Source organism: Nitrobacter sp. 62-13, assembly GCF_001896955.1.
Classification (GTDB): domain Bacteria; phylum Pseudomonadota; class Alphaproteobacteria; order Rhizobiales; family Xanthobacteraceae; genus Nitrobacter.
The window spans coordinates 1-16376 of sequence record NZ_MKRN01000015.1; the positions used below are offsets into that span (position 1 = coordinate 1).

The 16376-nt window shown below is 61.7% G+C and carries 17 protein-coding genes; 10 read left to right on the forward strand and 7 right to left on the reverse strand.

The features are described from left to right. The 5 genes from BGN91_RS02055 to BGN91_RS02075 all read left to right on the forward strand — a co-directional run. A partial coding sequence (locus BGN91_RS02055) for a DNA gyrase subunit A (RefSeq protein WP_292610302.1) occupies nucleotides 1-1161 on the forward strand: 1161 nt, incomplete at its 5' end. Nucleotides 1162-1400: 239 nt separating this feature from the next. After that, entirely contained in the window at nucleotides 1401-1754 is a 354-nt protein-coding gene (locus tag BGN91_RS02060) for a metalloregulator ArsR/SmtB family transcription factor (protein WP_292610303.1), read from the forward strand. 63 nt (nucleotides 1755-1817) lie between these two features. Continuing rightward, complete coding sequence (locus tag BGN91_RS02065; RefSeq protein ID WP_292610304.1) at nucleotides 1818-2516, forward strand: MIP/aquaporin family protein; 699 nt, start codon at nucleotides 1818-1820, stop codon at nucleotides 2514-2516. Next, complete coding sequence (gene arsC / locus BGN91_RS02070) at nucleotides 2513-2902, forward strand: arsenate reductase (glutaredoxin) (protein WP_292610305.1); 390 nt, start codon at nucleotides 2513-2515, stop codon at nucleotides 2900-2902. The genes BGN91_RS02065 and arsC overlap by 4 nt, the downstream gene beginning before the upstream one ends. Nucleotides 2903-3135: 233 nt before the next feature. Next, complete coding sequence (locus tag BGN91_RS02075; protein ID WP_292610306.1) at nucleotides 3136-4524, forward strand: Nramp family divalent metal transporter; 1389 nt, start codon at nucleotides 3136-3138, stop codon at nucleotides 4522-4524. A gap of 8 nt (nucleotides 4525-4532) precedes the next feature. Here the strand turns inward: BGN91_RS02075 and BGN91_RS02080 are convergent, their stop codons facing one another. The 3 genes from BGN91_RS02080 to hemB form a co-directional block, all read right to left on the reverse strand. Further along, on the reverse strand, nucleotides 4533-5306 hold the full coding sequence (locus BGN91_RS02080; protein ID WP_292610307.1) for an arginyltransferase: 774 nt from the start codon (nucleotides 5304-5306) through the stop codon (nucleotides 4533-4535). Between the two features lie 80 nt (nucleotides 5307-5386). Further along, on the reverse strand, nucleotides 5387-5929 hold the full coding sequence (locus tag BGN91_RS02085) for an RDD family protein (RefSeq protein WP_292610308.1): 543 nt from the start codon (nucleotides 5927-5929) through the stop codon (nucleotides 5387-5389). 126 nt (nucleotides 5930-6055) lie between these two features. Beyond that, nucleotides 6056-7117, reverse strand: coding sequence for a porphobilinogen synthase (hemB, locus tag BGN91_RS02090; RefSeq protein WP_292610309.1), 1062 nt, complete (start codon nucleotides 7115-7117; stop codon nucleotides 6056-6058). 168 nt (nucleotides 7118-7285) lie between these two features. Here hemB and BGN91_RS02095 point away from each other — a divergent pair, with 168 nt between their 5' ends. From BGN91_RS02095 to BGN91_RS02110, 4 genes are all read left to right on the forward strand, one after another. After that, the gene (locus tag BGN91_RS02095; protein ID WP_292610310.1) at nucleotides 7286-7750 is read left to right on the forward strand and encodes a DUF6163 family protein; all 465 of its coding nucleotides are present in this window, start codon (nucleotides 7286-7288) and stop codon (nucleotides 7748-7750) included. A gap of 394 nt (nucleotides 7751-8144) precedes the next feature. Then, nucleotides 8145-8660 carry a MarR family winged helix-turn-helix transcriptional regulator gene (locus BGN91_RS02100; protein WP_292610318.1) on the forward strand — a complete coding sequence of 172 codons (516 nt, stop codon included), beginning with the start codon at nucleotides 8145-8147 and terminating at the stop codon, nucleotides 8658-8660. A 209-nt stretch (nucleotides 8661-8869) separates the two neighbouring features. Beyond that, the gene (locus tag BGN91_RS02105; protein WP_292610311.1) at nucleotides 8870-9091 is read left to right on the forward strand and encodes a hypothetical protein; all 222 of its coding nucleotides are present in this window, start codon (nucleotides 8870-8872) and stop codon (nucleotides 9089-9091) included. A 59-nt stretch (nucleotides 9092-9150) separates the two neighbouring features. Next, nucleotides 9151-9447: an antibiotic biosynthesis monooxygenase family protein gene (locus BGN91_RS02110; RefSeq protein ID WP_292610312.1), complete on the forward strand. Its 297-nt coding sequence runs from the start codon at nucleotides 9151-9153 to the stop codon at nucleotides 9445-9447. Here BGN91_RS02110 and BGN91_RS02115 read toward each other — a convergent pair. From BGN91_RS02115 to BGN91_RS02125, 3 genes are all read right to left on the reverse strand, one after another. Further along, nucleotides 9444-10544 carry an AI-2E family transporter gene (locus BGN91_RS02115; protein WP_366408187.1) on the reverse strand — a complete coding sequence of 367 codons (1101 nt, stop codon included), beginning with the start codon at nucleotides 10542-10544 and terminating at the stop codon, nucleotides 9444-9446. The genes BGN91_RS02110 and BGN91_RS02115 overlap by 4 nt on opposite strands. Nucleotides 10545-10845: 301 nt before the next feature. Then, nucleotides 10846-12255: a type I glutamate--ammonia ligase gene (gene glnA / locus BGN91_RS02120; protein ID WP_292610314.1), complete on the reverse strand. Its 1410-nt coding sequence runs from the start codon at nucleotides 12253-12255 to the stop codon at nucleotides 10846-10848. Between the two features lie 102 nt (nucleotides 12256-12357). Next, entirely contained in the window at nucleotides 12358-12696 is a 339-nt protein-coding gene (locus tag BGN91_RS02125; protein WP_292610315.1) for a P-II family nitrogen regulator, read from the reverse strand. Nucleotides 12697-13047: 351 nt separating this feature from the next. On the opposite strand from BGN91_RS02125, the gene BGN91_RS02130 reads away from it, so the two are divergent. Further along, nucleotides 13048-14547, forward strand: coding sequence for an NAD(P)H-hydrate dehydratase (locus tag BGN91_RS02130; RefSeq protein ID WP_292610316.1), 1500 nt, complete (start codon nucleotides 13048-13050; stop codon nucleotides 14545-14547). Between the two features lie 197 nt (nucleotides 14548-14744). On the opposite strand, the gene BGN91_RS02135 is transcribed toward BGN91_RS02130, so the two are convergent. Beyond that, nucleotides 14745-16076: a multicopper oxidase domain-containing protein gene (locus BGN91_RS02135; protein WP_292610317.1), complete on the reverse strand. Its 1332-nt coding sequence runs from the start codon at nucleotides 16074-16076 to the stop codon at nucleotides 14745-14747. Nucleotides 16077-16376 lie beyond the last annotated feature (300 nt).

Sequence of the window (16376 nt, forward strand, 5' to 3'; positions counted from 1 at the left end):
CTGCGGGATGTGCTGCTGCGGCGCTCGGCCTATCGCAAGGCGCAGATCGAGCATCGGCTGGAGGTGCTCGGCGGCTACCTCATCGCGTACCTGAACATCGACAAGGTCATCAAGATCATCCGCACCGAGGACGAGCCGAAGCCGGCCTTGATGAAGGCATTCAAGCTGACCGAAGTTCAGGCCGACGCCATCCTCAACATGCGCCTGCGCTCCTTGCGCAAGCTCGAGGAAATGGAAATCCGCACCGAGGACAAGAACCTTCGCAGTGAACTGAAAGGCATCAACAAAATCCTCGGCTCGGAAACCGAGCAGTGGGCCAAGGTCGGCGAGCAGGTGCGCAAGGTGCGCGATATGTTCGGACCCAAGACGCCGCTCGGCAAGCGCCGCACCGTCTTCGCCGACGCGCCGGAACATGATCTCGCCGCGCTGGAAGAGTCGCTGGTGGAGCGCGAGCCGGTCACCATTGTCGTATCCGACAAGGGCTGGGTGCGGACGCTGAAAGGCCACGTCGAGGATTTGTCCAATCTCTCGTTCAAGACCGACGACAAGCTCGGCTTTGCGTTCTTCGCCGAGACCACGTCCAAGCTGTTGCTGTTCGCCACCAACGGCAGATTCTATTCGCTCGACGTCGCGAAGCTGCCGGGTGGGCGCGGCCACGGCGAGCCGATCCGGCTGTTCATCGATCTGGAACAGGATGCGGCAATCGTGTCGCTGTTCGTCAACACCGGCGGCCGCAAGTTCCTGATCGCGAGCCACGAGGGGCAGGGCTTCGTCGTCAACGAGGACGATTGCGTCGGCACCACGCGCAAGGGCAAGCAGGTGCTCAATGTCGAAATGCCGAATGAGGCCAAGGCGATCACGACGGTTGCGGGCGATCAGGTTGCGGTCATCGGCACCAACCACAAGATGGTCGTCTTTCCGCTGGACCAGGTGCCGGAGATGGCGCGCGGTCGCGGCGTGCGGCTGCAGAAGTACAAGGGCGCGGGCCTGTCCGATGTCGCCGTGTTCGATTCGAAAGCCGGCTTGACGTGGAAGGACTCCGCGGGCCGCGAGCAGAGTCTGAGCTGGAAGGAGTTGTCCGACTGGCGCGGCAACCGCGCCGACGCCGGTCGTCTCGCGCACGGCCTGCCGAAGTCGAATAAATTCGGCCGAGCCATTTAGTTTCTTTTCAAGATGCAAGCCCCGGTGCGGGAGAGTCTTTCACCGTTTCACGGAAGATGGTGAAAAGACTCCAGGTTTGTTGATTTGACGCATTTCCTTCACGCGAACCGGATTCCGCTTCCACTCAAGAATCTCCAGGCGCGACGCCTTCACGCGGATGCAAACGTTGCGACGGCGGCGCGCTCCGGCGATACAGCGGACGGCTTGACAGTGAACTATATATCGATAATTCTAGATATATGGAATCGGAAGCCGTTATGCTGGCGCTTGCGGCGCTCGCTCAATCAACCCGGCTGGATGTCTTCAGGCTTCTGGTGAGGCATGAACCGAAAGGCCTTGCTGCAGGCGATATCGCGAAAGCTGTTGCCGTGCCGCAAAGCACGATGTCGTCGCATCTTGCGCTTCTGTCCCGTGCCGGATTGGTTTCGGCGCGGCGTTCCAGCCGATCGATCGTCTATCGCGCCGACCTTACGCGCTTTGGCGCCATGATACAGTTTCTGCTCGAAGACTGCTGCGGGGGTCGCGCCGATTTGTGTATGCCTACCGCGACAAGCAAGCGAGGCAGGCGTGTCAAAGCTCGGATATGCCCATGAAGCGCCTGCACGTTCCAAGAGGCCATCTCCCCGTCGACGGCATCATGCGATCGGTTGGCTGCTATGCCCGCGTTTGATCTGCAGCGACGATTGGCGGCTGAAGCGCTCGGAACTGCGCTCCTGGTCGCGACCGTGGTCGGCTCCGGCATCATGGCGGAGGAGCTTGCGAAGAATGCGGCGCTGGCGCTGCTCGGCAATACCATTTCCACCGGCGCAATCCTTGTCGTTCTGATTGCTGTGTTCGGACCGATCTCTGGCGCGCATTTCAATCCCGCGGTAACGCTTGTTTTTCGGCTCAGGGGTGAGCTTTCGACCAGCGATGCGTTGATGTATATCATCGTCCAGATTATCGGCGGCATCGTCGGCACGATGATCGCTCATCTGATGTTTGGGCTGCCGCTCCTGAATGAAGCGATGAAAATCCGTACCGGCGGCGCGCAGTGGTTCGCAGAAGCGGTCGCATCGTTCGGATTGATCGTGACAATCCTGGCGGGACTTCGTTTCGAGCGTGGCTCGGTGCCGTGGCTGGTTGGTCTCTATATCACAGCCGCGTACTGGTTTACGGCATCGACGTCGTTTGCCAATCCGGCCGTCGCAGTAGCGCGTTCGCTGACGAACACGTTTTCCGGGATCCGTCCGCGGGATCTTCCAGGTTTTGTCACGGCCGAATTTTGTGGGGCTATCATCGGTATGGTTGTGATTGGTTGGCTGCTGCGCGAGGTTAACGCTGCGGCTCCCATCCGTAAGGAGGTTCAGCTATGACCGTGACGATCTATCACAACCCTGCCTGCGGCACGTCCCGCAACACGCTGGCGATGATCCGGCAGAGCGGCGAGGAGCCGGTGATCGTCGAATACCTCAAGCACCCGCCGGATCGCGCGCGGCTTCGCGCGCTTGCTGACGCCATGGGCGTTCCGATTCGCGCGCTGCTGCGGGAGAAGGGAACACCTTACGCCGAACTCGATCTCGGCAATCCCAAATGGAGCGACGACCAGATTCTCGATTTCATGCAGGCGCACCCGATCCTGATTCAGCGCCCGATCGTGGAAACCCCGAAGGGCACGCGGATATGCCGTCCGTCCGAGACAGTGCTCGAATTGCTGGATTCTCCCACGGCTTCCCGCGAGGCGAATCGTTCTCAGCCATAGCGTTTTCGAGCGACGGTTCGCGAAGAAACGCGTCGAAAATCAAAATGTAGAGCCAGATTCTGAATTCCGTCCGAAGCGAAAAGGCTGTCGCTTAGGCCAGATTGCGCTCGGCTCGGGACGAACCCGCGATTGCTCTGTCGCGGCCGCCCCGCGTCCCGCCTTGCGTGCATCAGGCGCTAGATGCATTTGCAAATGAGTTGCAATAAAGGTGGGTTTGACCCATATTGCGGCTGATGGATGTAAAAACACCTGCTTTGCCGTCCGAACCGGCGCCGGAGCCGTCGCAGGGACCCTTTTCGGCCGAGGCTGGCTGGCATTCGGAAGCGTCCGCCCGCCCCAGCCTGGAGGAGGTCCATGCGACGGTGCAGGTGCCATCGACCGGGCATTGGCTGCGCCGCATGCTGGCGTTCGCCGGCCCCGGCTACATGGTCTCGGTGGGGTACATGGACCCCGGCAACTGGGCCACCGATATCGCGGGCGGCTCGCAGTTTGGCTACACGCTGCTGTCGGTCATCCTGTTGTCGAACCTGATGGCGATCCTGTTGCAGGCTTTGGCCGCGCGGCTTGGCATCGCCGCCGGCCGCGATCTCGCGCAAGCCTGCCGTGACAGCTATTCGCGGCCGGTCAATTTCATGCTCTGGCTGGCCTGCGAGGCCGCCATCATCGCCTGCGATCTGGCCGAGGTGATCGGCACGGCGATCGCGCTGCAGTTGCTGTTCGGCATTCCGCTGATCGGCGGAGCATTGATCGCGGCGCTGGATACCTTTCTGCTGTTGCTGTTGATGAATCGGGGCTTCCGTTTCCTCGAGGCTTTCGTGGTCGCGCTGTTGATCGTGATCGCGGTGTGTTTTGCGATCCAGATCGTTGCCGCCGCGCCGCCGGTGGCCGAAATCCTGCGCGGCTTTGCGCCGTCGCGCGAGATCGTGACCAATCCGGCGATGCTCTACATCGCCATCGGCATCATCGGCGCGACCGTCATGCCGCACAATCTCTACCTGCATTCGTCGATCGTGCAGACGCGCGCGTATCCGCGCAACGAGGAGGGGCGACGAAGTGCGATCCGGTGGGCCACCGCCGACAGCACGCTGGCGCTGATGCTGGCTTTGTTTGTCAACGCCGCCATCCTGATCGTGGCCGCCGCGGTGTTCCATCGCAGCGGTCACACCGAGGTGGCCGAGATCGGCGATGCGTTCAGGCTGCTGTCGCCGCTATTGGGTCTCAGCATCGCCTCGACGCTGTTCGCGGTTGCGCTGCTCGCCTCCGGCATCAATTCCACGGTCACGGCGACGCTTGCCGGCCAGATCGTGATGGAAGGCTTTCTGGGTTTGCGGATGCCGATGTGGGCGCGGCGGCTCGTCACCCGCGGCATCGCCATCATACCGGTGATCGCTGTCACCGCCCTCTACGGCGATAGCGGCACCGCGCAGCTTCTCGTTCTCAGCCAGGTCGTCCTGTCGATGCAGTTGCCGTTCGCGGTGATTCCGCTGGTCCGCTTCGTCTCGGACCGGCGCAAGATGGGCGAGTTCGCGATCTCGACCGGCACCGCCGCCGCAGCATGGATCATCGCCGGCGTGATCGTGATCCTGAACGTGAAGCTGCTGTTCGATACGTTTGCCGGTTAGATCGGTTACTAATCCTGCGGCTCGTGCGGGAGTTCGCCGTTGGCGTCCACACGCAGCCAGCCCGTGGGCGCGAGGCGCTGCTGGGGAAGGAAGCGGCCCTTGTAATCCATCTTCCGCGATCCCTCGATCCAGTAGCCGAGGTATACGTAGGGGAGGCCGAGCCGGCGCGCGCGGGAGATATGATCGAGGATCATGAAAGTGCCGAGCGAGCGGTCTTGCTCCGATGGCTCGAAAAACGAATAGACCATCGAGAGCCCGTCGCTGAGCACATCGGTAAGCGCCACCGCCACCAGATCGCCCCGTGCGTCGATGCCGCTGTCCGCGTCGCGCCTGCGATATTCGATGATGCGGGTTTCGACGTGGCTGTCTTCCACCATCATCGCGTAATCGAGCACGGTCATGTCGGCCATGCCGCCGTGGCGATGCCGCTGGTCGAGATAGGCGCGAAATATCGAATATTGCTCCGACGTGGGCACCGCAGCCCGCATAGTGCCGACGATGTCGGCGTTGTGCGTAATCACCTTGCGGAAGCCGCGCGAAGGCCGAAACTCGTCGGCGATCACCCGCACCGAAACGCAGGCACGACACTGGTCGCACGCCGGACGGTAGGCGATCGACTGACTGCGGCGGAAACCGCCATGGGTCAGCAGGTCGTTGAGGTCACCGGCCTTGTCGCCGACAAGATGCGTGAATACCTTGCGTTCGCTGCGATCGGGCAGATACGGGCACGGCGATGGCGCCGTCAGATAGAATTGCGGGGTATCGCGCGAATGTTGGGTCACGGCGGTCTTGCAAATCTCCGAAGCAGGTCATGCCGAGCATCGCGCTCTCGAAGCCGACCGTCAATCCGGTTGCCGCGATATCAATAACTCCGGTGTGGCTCCGCAACCGGCCCGAGAACCGAATTGTTGATAATCACGGTGCCGAGCAGCATGTCGTGCAGCAGCCGGCGGCGTCCGTTGAAAAGGCCGACCAGGAGAACGAGCGGCGAAAAGATCGAGATCGAGAACCAGAAGAGAATCGCGTGCATGGCGCCGAGCAGAAAATAGCTCGGATCGCCGTACCAGGTCCGCATTTCCAGATCCATGAGCCGCATTCCGACGGTCGCCGAATGCGGGCCACCCAGCGAGGCGCCGTAATAGATCACAGCCCAGATCACGGAGGCAGGCGTTACCAGCCAGAACAGGAACCAGCCAAGCCCGAGCGTGACGACGCCGAACAGCGCGATGAAGATCACGCCGAAAACCACGGGTATGGACAACACCACGAGATCGATCAGGAACGCAAAGACGCGCCGCGTCAGGACGCCGCGAAACAGCTCGGGCTGCATCCAGGGGTCGAATGCATGAGGCCGGAACTCGGCTGAGTTGCCGCTCTGCGCAGTGTTGAAGCCATTGTCGGCCATGACCAATCCTCCACGGCTCGTCCACGGCATTGCTTGCCGCCCCAAAAATGGCGACGCGGCGTCGGCGTTGCAAGGCCTCGCAAGCGTTAAGGAGCGGCAATGATCGCGGTGGATCACGGCGGCTCGTCAGCCCTTCTGGTTGAGCTTCTCCGCTGCGGCGGGCGCGAAATAGGTGAGCACGCCGTCCGCGCCGGCACGCTTGAACGCGACGAGGCTTTCCATCATGGCCCGGTCGCCGTCGATCCAGCCGTTGGCGGCGGCGGCGGCGATCATCGCGTACTCGCCTGAGACCTGATAGGCGAAGGTCGGCACGCCGAAGGTGTCCTTCACCCGTCGCACGATGTCGAGATAGGGCATGCCTGGCTTCACCAGCACCATGTCGGCGCCCTCGGCGATGTCGAGTTCGACCTCGCGCAGCGCCTCGTCGGAGTTGGCGCTGTCCATCTGATACGTCCGCTTGTCGCCGGTGAGCGCCTTGGCCGAGCCGATGGCGTCGCGGAAGGGGCCGTAAAACGCGGAGGCGTATTTGGCGGCGTAAGCCATGATCTGCACGTCGACGAAGCCTGCCTCGTCGAGGGCCAGTCGAATTGCGCCCACGCGTCCGTCCATCATGTCCGATGGAGCAATGATATCGCACCCGGCTTCCGCCTGCACCAGCGCCTGCCGGACCAGCACCGCGACCGTCTCGTCGTTGAGGATCCTGCCGTCCTCGATCAAGCCGTCATGGCCATGGCTGGTGAACGGATCGAGCGCCACGTCGCAGAGCACGCCGAGGTCCGGAAATTCCCGCTTGATTGCGCGGACCGACCTGCACACCAGGTTCTTGGCGTTAAGGGCCTCGCTGCCGCTGTCGTCCCGCAACGCGGGATCTGTGTAGGGGAATAGTGCGATGCAGGGGATGTTCAGCTTCAGCGCCCGTTCCGCGTCGCGCACGCACTGGTCGACGCTGAGACGGTCGACGCCGGGCATCGAGGGGACGGGCGTCCGCCTGTCGGCGCCGTCGGCCACGAACAGAGGCCAGATCAGGTCGTCGGTGGTCAGGACGTTTTCACGAATCAGGCGGCGGGCCCATTCCGACTTTCGGTTGCGGCGCGGCCGGGCCACCAGATCGAGGGGCAGAGTGGAAGCGGCGCCCTCGCGGCGAGGTCCATCCCGCATTTCAATGGGACGCCCGTATTTTATCGCCATGTCGCAGACACTCCCGGAAACCAGAAACCGATTTGATTTTGTTTCAATTCTACCATCAGGAACCGGCTTCGTCACCGCGCTCATGCCTCGACGCAACGCAATTGATTTTATGGTCCCAAAAAGCCATGAATCGACGCCTATAACCGCGGCTTCGGTTACGAGCACCTGATGTCTGAAACCTCATCGCGCAAGCAGGCCCGGCGGAATAACGCCATGTCGGTGGCCGGGATCTCGTCTGCACGGCCGGAAACCGAAGAGAGTCTCTGGACCGGGCGGCTGGTGCTTTTTCTCCGCATCATGGCGGTGCTGTCGCTTGCCGCAGGCCTCTATCATTGGGCTCAGGTGACCGGTTTCATCGGCGGCGAAGACAATGCCTTCGAGAACCAGACGGTGGCCTGGCAGGCGGCGACGGTCTACTTCGCGGTCATCGAACTTGTGGCGGCCGTGGGCCTGTGGCTCGCGACGCCGTGGGGGGCCGTCGTCTGGCTTACGACGGTCGTCTCAATGGCTGTGGTCGAACTGATGTTCCCGGCGATCTACGGCGGCAATCTGGCCGTCGTCGGCATCGAAACGGCGATGCTCGTGGCCTATCTGGGGCTGGCCTGGATGGCAGCGCGCGAACGGCCGCCATAGATAACGCGCAGGATCAGAAACCGGAATCGGACACGGCCCTCGAACCGGCATTGATGGCTTGCGTCAAATTGTCCGAAATATTTTCCCGGTAAGAATTCGCTCACTCTAAACGGTCTGGTCACGGGTGTTGACAGGATGTTTCGAATTTGAGCGGTGCTGTTCCTGAATGCGACAGGTGGCGCAGACGAAGCGTGAACAGCATACCCGAAACGTCAAGGAAAGGTTGCGGAAACCCCTGATCTGACGGGCTTAATCAGCAATTCACTGTCTTAAATTCATGATGTCTTTATTGTCTTATTTAAGCTGATATTCAAACGCCTCCCCTAAGGTCCAGCTATCAGGCGGAACATAAGTTTCGTCGAATAAGTCGATAAAAACGACAACAGGGGAAGTCATCATGAAAGCCGTTGCGAAGGCTCACGAGCCCGCAGAACAGGTCACCGGCGAAGCGCCGGTGCAGTCGCTCTATCTCGAAGCGTTGACTTTGGTCGAGCGGCTGCACCGTCGCTTGCTCGATGTCATCAAGGATGAATTCGATCGTCGCGGTCGCGCCGATATCAATTCGGTGCAGGCGCTTCTGCTCTATAACATCGGCGACAAGGAACTGACGGCCGGCGAACTGCGGACGCGCGGCTATTATCTCGGCTCCAACGTTTCCTACAATCTCAAGAAACTCGTCGAGTTGGGATTCCTCGATCATCAACGCTCGCGCGTTGATCGTCGCTCGGTTCGCATCCGCCTGACGGCGCAGGGCCAGGAAATCCGCCGTATCGTCGACGCGCTCTACCAGAAGCACGTCAAGACAGTCGAACAGGTCGGCGGCATCTCGAACGAGGAGTTCGCGACGTTGAACAAGTCGCTGCATCGTCTCGAGCGCTTCTGGACCGACCAGATTCTGTATCGGCTCTGAGTTTTCTCCGGGGAACAGGGCGAAGCCGGCGACAAGATCGGCCGCTCGTTCTCCGGCTCTACGCGACATTCCCCACGCCTGAACGCATCGGCCCGGCTCATCCGGCGCCGATGCGTTTTGCTGTTCGCGGTCAGCTAAGGAACCTTTGCCGATCTTCCAGGTTGTCGACAGGCACTGAGTATCACGACGCGGAACGGAATGGATCGATCATGCTGATCGAGCGCGATTTGCAAGTCATGAATTTCGATGCGGTGGGCGAGGCCTACGCCATCGCGGCAAATTATCTGCGGAGAAGCGGTGCCCTGAGCGGCGACGGCATCGAGACCAATAACCGGCTGCTTGAGATTATCGTCGAGCTGTATTACGGCGGCGAACATAACCGCATCAAGCTGGCCAATAAGGCCATTACCCGATTTCAGGTTAATTGCTGATCTTCACGGTTGCTCTCAATTGCGATACGAATGGGGAGATACGCAAAAGGTCTCCTCAGATGATCACCGAAATCGCGCAAATCGATATCAAGCCGGGCAGCGAAGCGGATTTCGAGGCCGCGGTCGCGCAAGCGCAGACGATTTTCAAGCGTTGCAAGGGCTGGAAAAGTTTCGAACTGCACCGCTCTATCGAGAAGCCGTCACGTTACCGTCTGTTGATCAAGTGGGAAACGCTTGAGAACCACGCTGTGGACTTTCGGGAATCCGCAAATTTCACCGAATGGCGCGCGCTGGTCGGTCCGCACTTCGCTTCACCCCCCGAGGTAGAGCACACCAATACGGTTACGACCTTTTAGCTTGCCGCTTTGACGGAGGGCTCTTCGCCATCGGCGCGCAGGAAGTCGATAACGACTTTGCCGATCGCGAGCAGGGGCAGGGCGAGCGCCAGTCCCCAGACGCCGAAGACGATGCCGAGCAGAATCTGGAACGCGAACAGCGTCGCTGGCGGGATGTCGAGCGCCTGACGCTGGATGATCGGCGTCAGCACGTAGCTCTCCAGCGCATGGACGCCGAGAAACAGCACGAACGCGCTTGCGGCCGCCACCCATCCTGACGCCAGACTCGCCAGCACAACAATCAACCCGCCGAGCAGCGCGCCGATGGTGGGAATGAAGGCGAGCAAACCGGCCTGAATGCCGAGGATGAAGGAACTCTGGATGCCGATGATCTCGAGGCCGATCCAGGTCACCAGGAACACCGCGGCCATGGTCACCATCTGGGCGATCAGCCAGCGCTCCAGGGTATCGCCGATCCTGTCAACCAGAATCGCCGCGGTCGCACGATGTTTCGCCGGTGTCATGCTGAGCAAGCCCTTGCGATAGACGGCTGGCTGGGCGGCAAAGCAAAGGCCGAGGAACAGCACGATGAAGAAATTTCCGACGGCGCTGACGGTGCCGAGGACGAGTTTCAGCGTCTGGCTGACGATCGCGGAGCCGCTCGAGGCTAGCGTGCCGGCGCTCGGCAGGTTGTGCTGAACATTCGGCGCAGGCGTCTCCTCGGTTTTCGCGGTTCCGGGAAGTCTCGACGGCTCGGACGTTTTCGAGGATTCGGACGGCGAATTCAGACCGCTCAAATTGAAGTAGCTGGTGTCGACGCCGTTTTTCTCGAGAAAGGATTTGACCGTCACGAGCTGGGATTTGATCGTATTGCTCAGGACGGCGGTCTGCTGCGCGATCGTCGTTCCGCCGAGCACCATGACGCCCGCCAGGACGGCGGCGAGCGCGAGGCAGACGATTGTCAGCCGCAACGCATGAGGCAGGGGAATGACTCGGCCGAGCAGACCTGTGATGGCGTTGAGAGCCACGCCAAGCAGCACGCCGGCAAAGATCAGGAAAAGCGTCGCAGCGAATTTCCAGGCGAGCAGCAGCAGCGCCGCGAACAGGACGACGGCCATCCCTCCGGTCGCGATCGCCCATGCCAGGTCCGCGCGGGTTTGCCCTTTGCCTGTGGTGTGGTCCGTCACGCTCGCCTCCGGTTCTGAGCCCGCAGTGTTCCGTTAAACGCCGCGCGGAATCAAGCGCCACTCTGCTGGAGCCCGTAACGACGGGCAATAAGTGGCCTCCTGAAACGAGCGGAGCCGGATCCTGCTGCTTGCGTTCCGCAGCGACCCCGCAGACCTGAGGCAAAGGATGGCGTCAAAAAAACAAGGCGCCCCGTCAGGAGCGCCTGTCTTTTGACGGTTCTGAGACCCGCAATCAGTACGAATAGTACATGTCGAACTCGACCGGGTGCGGCGTCATCTCGAAACGCATCACGTCGGTCATCTTCAATTCGATGTAGGCGTCGATGAAGTCGTCGTCGAACACGCCGCCGTGCTTCAGGAAGGCTCGATCCTTGTCGAGATTTTCCAGCGCCTCGCGCAGGCTGCCGCACACTGTCGGAATCTGCTTCAGCTCTTCCTTCGGCAGGTCGTAGAGATCCTTGTCCATCGCCGGGCCCGGATCGATCTTGTTCTTGATGCCGTCGAGGCCCGCCATCAGCATCGCCGCGAAGGCGAGATACGGATTGGCCATCGGGTCGGGAAAGCGAACCTCCACGCGCTTGGCTTTCGGCGAAGTGGTGTAGGGGATGCGGCACGACGCCGAGCGGTTGCGCGCGGAGTAGGCGAGCAGCACCGGCGCCTCATAGCCCGGGACCAGACGCTTGTAGGAGTTGGTCGACGGGTTGGTGAAGGCGTTGATCGCCTTGGCATGCTTGATGATGCCGCCGATGTAGTGCAGGCAGGTCTCCGACAGGTCGGCGTACTTGTTGCCGGCGAAGGTCGGCTTGCCGTCCTTCCAGATCGACTGGTGGACGTGCATGCCCGAGCCGTTGTCGCCGAAGATCGGCTTCGGCATGAAGGTGGCGGTCTTGCCGTAGATATGCGCGACCTGGTGGATGCAATACTTATAGATCTGCATCTGGTCGGCCATGTGGGTCAGGGTGTCGAACTTCATGCCGAGTTCGTGCTGGGCCGACGCTACTTCGTGATGGTGCTTCTCGACCTTGACGCCCATCTTGGCCATGGCGCCCAGCATTTCGGAGCGCATGTCCTGCACCGAGTCCTGCGGCGGAACCGGAAAGTAGCCGCCTTTGGTGCGGATGCGGTGGCCGAGGTTGCCGCCTTCGTATTCGGTTGCCGAGTTGGTCGGCAGTTCGGATGAATCCAGCTTGAAGCCGGTGTTGTACGGATCGGCCGAGAAACGCACGTCGTCGAAAACGAAGAACTCGGCTTCGGGGCCGACATACACGGTGTCGCCGATGCCCATCGACTTCACCATCGCCTCGGCCTTCTTGGCGATGCCGCGCGGGTCGCGGTTATAGGGCTCGCCCGTGGAAGGCTCCAGAATGTCGCAGGTGATGACCATCGTCGTTTCCGCGAAAAACGGATCGATCGAGGCTGTTGCCGGGTCGAGCATCAGCATCATGTCGGACTCGTTGATCGCTTTCCAGCCGGCGATCGACGAGCCGTCGAACATCGTGCCTTCGGTGAAAATATCTTCGTCGATCATGCTGACGTCAAAGGTGACGTGCTGCCACTTGCCCCGCGGATCGGTGAAACGCAGATCGACATACTTCACGTCGTTGTCCTTGATCGCTTTCAGGACTTCGCTGGCGGTCTTCATAAATACCCCTTGTCTCTGCTGGTCTTCGTGGCTGGATTTTGTGACGTTACGGCGCGAGGCGGCCGTTGGTTTTGCCCGGATGTGTGAATGTTTCTCTACGGTCTAGATGGCGTCGAGGCCGGATTCTCCCGTTCGGATTCGAATGGCTTCCTCGATATTGGATATGAAAATCTTGCCGTCGCCGATGCGGCCCGTCTGGGCGGCGCGCCTGATGGCGTCGACAGCCTTTTCGACCAGGTCATCTCCGATCACGATTTCGATTTTGACCTTGGGGAGAAAATCCACGACGTATTCCGCGCCGCGATAGAGTTCGGCGTGCCCCTTCTGCCGGCCAAAGCCTTTTGCCTCGATCACGGTGATGCCTTGCAATCCGATCTCCTGAAGCGCTTCCTTCACTTCGTCGAGCTTGAACGGTTTGATGATGGCTTCGATTTTTTTCACTGAACGTCTCCTGGCACTTCCAAACTCCGGCCAGCGGCCGTTGCACGCTCACGCTGTTGTCTCGAACACGGTCATGCACTGGTTTTCGGACGGACAAAAGTCGCGGAACGCGCTTCATTTTCGCCAACAGACATCATGGATCGAACCGCCTTCCCAAAGCAGGGTTTGTGCCAACTCGCCGGGGCGATCAATTTTCAAGCCTTATCAGTCGATTAAAGCGAGGCTTGGCATGTTATGGCAGTCCATCGGCGTAACTGTCAGATTACAAATTAGGCAGCAAGGTTATTTTCTGTGCAGTCGCGCGTTCGTGACGCGGTTTTCCCCTTTGCCGTGGAATCGAGTGGTGAGGCCATGGAAGTTCTGACGACCAGCGAAATGGAGCAGGCCGACCGGCTCGCGATTGCGGGAGGAGGCTCGGGTTTCGCGCTGATGCTGCGAGCCGGGCAGGCGGTGGCCGACGCGGCCGCCGACCTCGTCGATCAGGGCTCCATCCTGGTTGTCGCCGGCGCCGGCAATAACGGCGGTGACGGGTTTGTCGCGGCGACCGAACTGGCGGCGCGCGGCCACGACGTCTCGGTGATCCTTTTGGGAGCGCGGGACAGTCTGAAGGGCGACGCTGCGCTTGCGGCCAAGGGTTGGAAAGGGCCGGTCAAGCCTTGCGACCTGTCCACGCTCGGCTCGCCTGCGTTGATCGTCGATGCGCTGTTCGGCTCGGGCCTCAACCGTCCGGTCAGGGGTGATCCTCAGGCCGTGATAGAGGCCATCAACGCCAGCGGCGCGCCGGTGCTCAGCATCGATCTGCCGAGCGGCGTCAACGGCACGTCGGGCGCAATCATGGGGGCTGCGGTGCGCGCCACCGAAACGGTGACGTTCTTTCGCAAGAAGCCGGCGCATCTGCTGCTCCCAGGCCGGATTTATTGCGGCCGGGTGCGTGTCGCCGAGATCGGAATCCCCGATGCGGTGCTGGACGAAATTCGGCCGGCAACCTTCGAGAATATTTCGGATTACTGGGGAAGCGCGTTTCCGGCGCCCCGTATCGACGGGCACAAATACGCGCGAGGACATGCCGTCGTCGTATCCGGCAATCTGGCCTCGACCGGCGCGGCCCGATTGTCGGCGCGCGGAGCCCTGCGGGCCGGGGCCGGACTTGTCACCGTGCTGTCGCCGGACGATGCGCTGGGGGTGCATGCGGCCTCGCAGACCGCGGTGATGGTCCGGCGCATGAATGACCCGGTCGAATTTGCGGACATCCTGACGGATCGGCGCATCAATGCCTGCGTGATCGGACCTGGCGCCGGAATAGGGGAGCAGACCCGCGCGCTGGTATTGACGGCGCTTGCCGCAACGCCGGCGCTGGTGCTCGACGCCGACGCCTTGACGAGTTTTGCCGATGCGCCGGCTCGGCTGTTCGACGCGGTCAAATCCACCGGAAGAAATGACATTACCCTGACGCCGCACGAAGGCGAGTTCCATCGCCTTTTCAGCGAGATGAGCAACAAACATTCACTTCGCTCGAAACTTGAGCGGGTGCGCGCGGCGGCCGAGCGTTCGGGCGCGATCGTGCTGCTCAAGGGACCGGACACGGTGGTGGCCTCGCCCGACGGCCGCGCGACGATCGCGGCCAATGCGCCGCCCTGGCTGGCGACGGCAGGCTCAGGCGACGTGCTGTCCGGTATGATCGGCGGACTTCTGGCGCAGGGCGTACCGGCATTCGAGGCGGCATGCATCGGTGTCTGGATGCATGGCGAAGCCGGACAGGAGGCGGGTCCGGGGCTGATCGCGGAGGATCTGCCGGAGGTTCTGCCCGCTGTGTTCCGGCGCCTCTATGACCGGTTCGGGATCGATTATTAGAGAGAGCATGATCCCGAAAAGTGGAAACCGGTTTTCGGGAGAGATCATGCTCAAACATAAAGACAAGCGGTGAGTCTGATTCAACGCAGTTGAAACGGACTCTAGAGTGCGGGTCTGATGGGATCAGAGGCAGACTCTCCAATTTTGAATTGACGCGTTTTCTTCACGCGAGCCGATATCCCCTTCGCTCAGAACCGCTATTCCACCGCGAACCATCGAACCTGACGTGGCGCGCTCCATTCGACAGCCATCGTCTCGACCAGCCAGGCTCCGACGACATCGGCGGCGAAGGCGATGCGCTGCGTCTGCCCGGCGTCGACCAGAACGGTATCAAGCCAGAACGGCTTCCAGCCGTCGTCGAGCCGGTCGAGCAGACGAAAGTGATGGCCGTGCAGATGGAACGTCCTGGGGACCGCCGTGGGGTTGGTCAGCGTGAGCACCACGGTTCGGCCCTGCTTGACGCGAAACGCCGGGGTTGAACCCATATTGAAGTGTGTCGGCAGATCCCACGAAGTTGGAGTTCCTCCGGACGAAGCCAGCGGCATGTCGACGCGCAGCGCAGCCGCCAGATCGAGCCGCGCCGGCAGGCTCTCCGACGGCAGGGGGGCGGGCGTCGGCAACGGTGCGGACCGCAGCGGGCCATCCGAGGAGACGTGCAGTCGGGCGATCTGCCGCGGATTGCCTCCGTCATGCAGGGTGACCGCCGATGCCGTTCCCGCCGGCAGCGTCGCATCGAGTATGGCGTCGACCCGAGATCCCGGCGCCAGCACCAATCGCCCGTTGCGGGCCAGGAACGGCTCCGCCGGCTGGCTGTCGATCGCCATGATCCGGACCTCCAGATTCTGGATTCCGATAGCGATTGCATTGCGCTGACAGGCGTTGATGATCCTTAACCTCAGTCGTTCGTTGGACCGCAAGGCAAGGTCGAGCGAGGGCTTTCCGTTGACCAGATAAAGCGGTGCGCCGGCCGCTTTCCCGCCAGCGCCGGGGGCGATCGGGCGTCCTTCGGCGTCGAGCCGCCAGTCCTCGATCCGCATGACCTCGTCGCGGTCGACCTCCAGCGGAGTTCGCTCCTCGACAATCAGCGCCTGAGCGGGCGAGGACTGCGCCAGGCCGTCTCCGAGGAGGCGGATATCGCACAGAAAAGTTCCGGCCTGCCGCAGCGGGAGCGAAAAGCGGTCGGTTGCGCCCGGCGATGTCGGCGGTCGGCCGGTCAATGGCTCGACGGAAGGCGCGCCGTCGATCCCGTGCCAGTTCAGAACCAGCGGCGCCGGAAGGCCGTTATGCAGCGCCACATCGATCGTCTCGGCCTGGCGGAAACGCAGGATCGCCGAGGGGTCGGTCCGCAGCGACCAGACGGCGGTTTCGTCCCGATCCGGCCCAAGTTGAAGGGGGGCGGGCGTTGCATCGATAGCGAGCGTTTGCGGGCGTCGCGGTTGCGCGCGAATCGCGGCTGTCGGAGCCGCGGCGGCGACCCCGATGCCGGCCAGCAGATGCCGCCGGGTGAGGTGGACAGGAGGACGCGTCATCGCCGATGCGGACCATTTTCTCCGGTTTCTGTCCAGCAGCCTCCAGCGTGCCCAACGGCCATTTTTTTGCTGCGAACCGGTACCGCCATGTTATAAGCCCGCCGCATTGAGCGCACTGATGACGCCGGGAGAGAGCCGGAGCCGTCGGCGCGTCCGGTTTCAACTCGTTGGAGCATGAGGTCTACCGAAAGCCGCTTCGCATTTTTCGGCATCATGCTCGGCACCGCAGGGCCGGATTGATGCGGGCGTGGCGGAATTGGTAGACGCGCTGGATTTAGGTTCCAGTGACGAAAGTTGTGG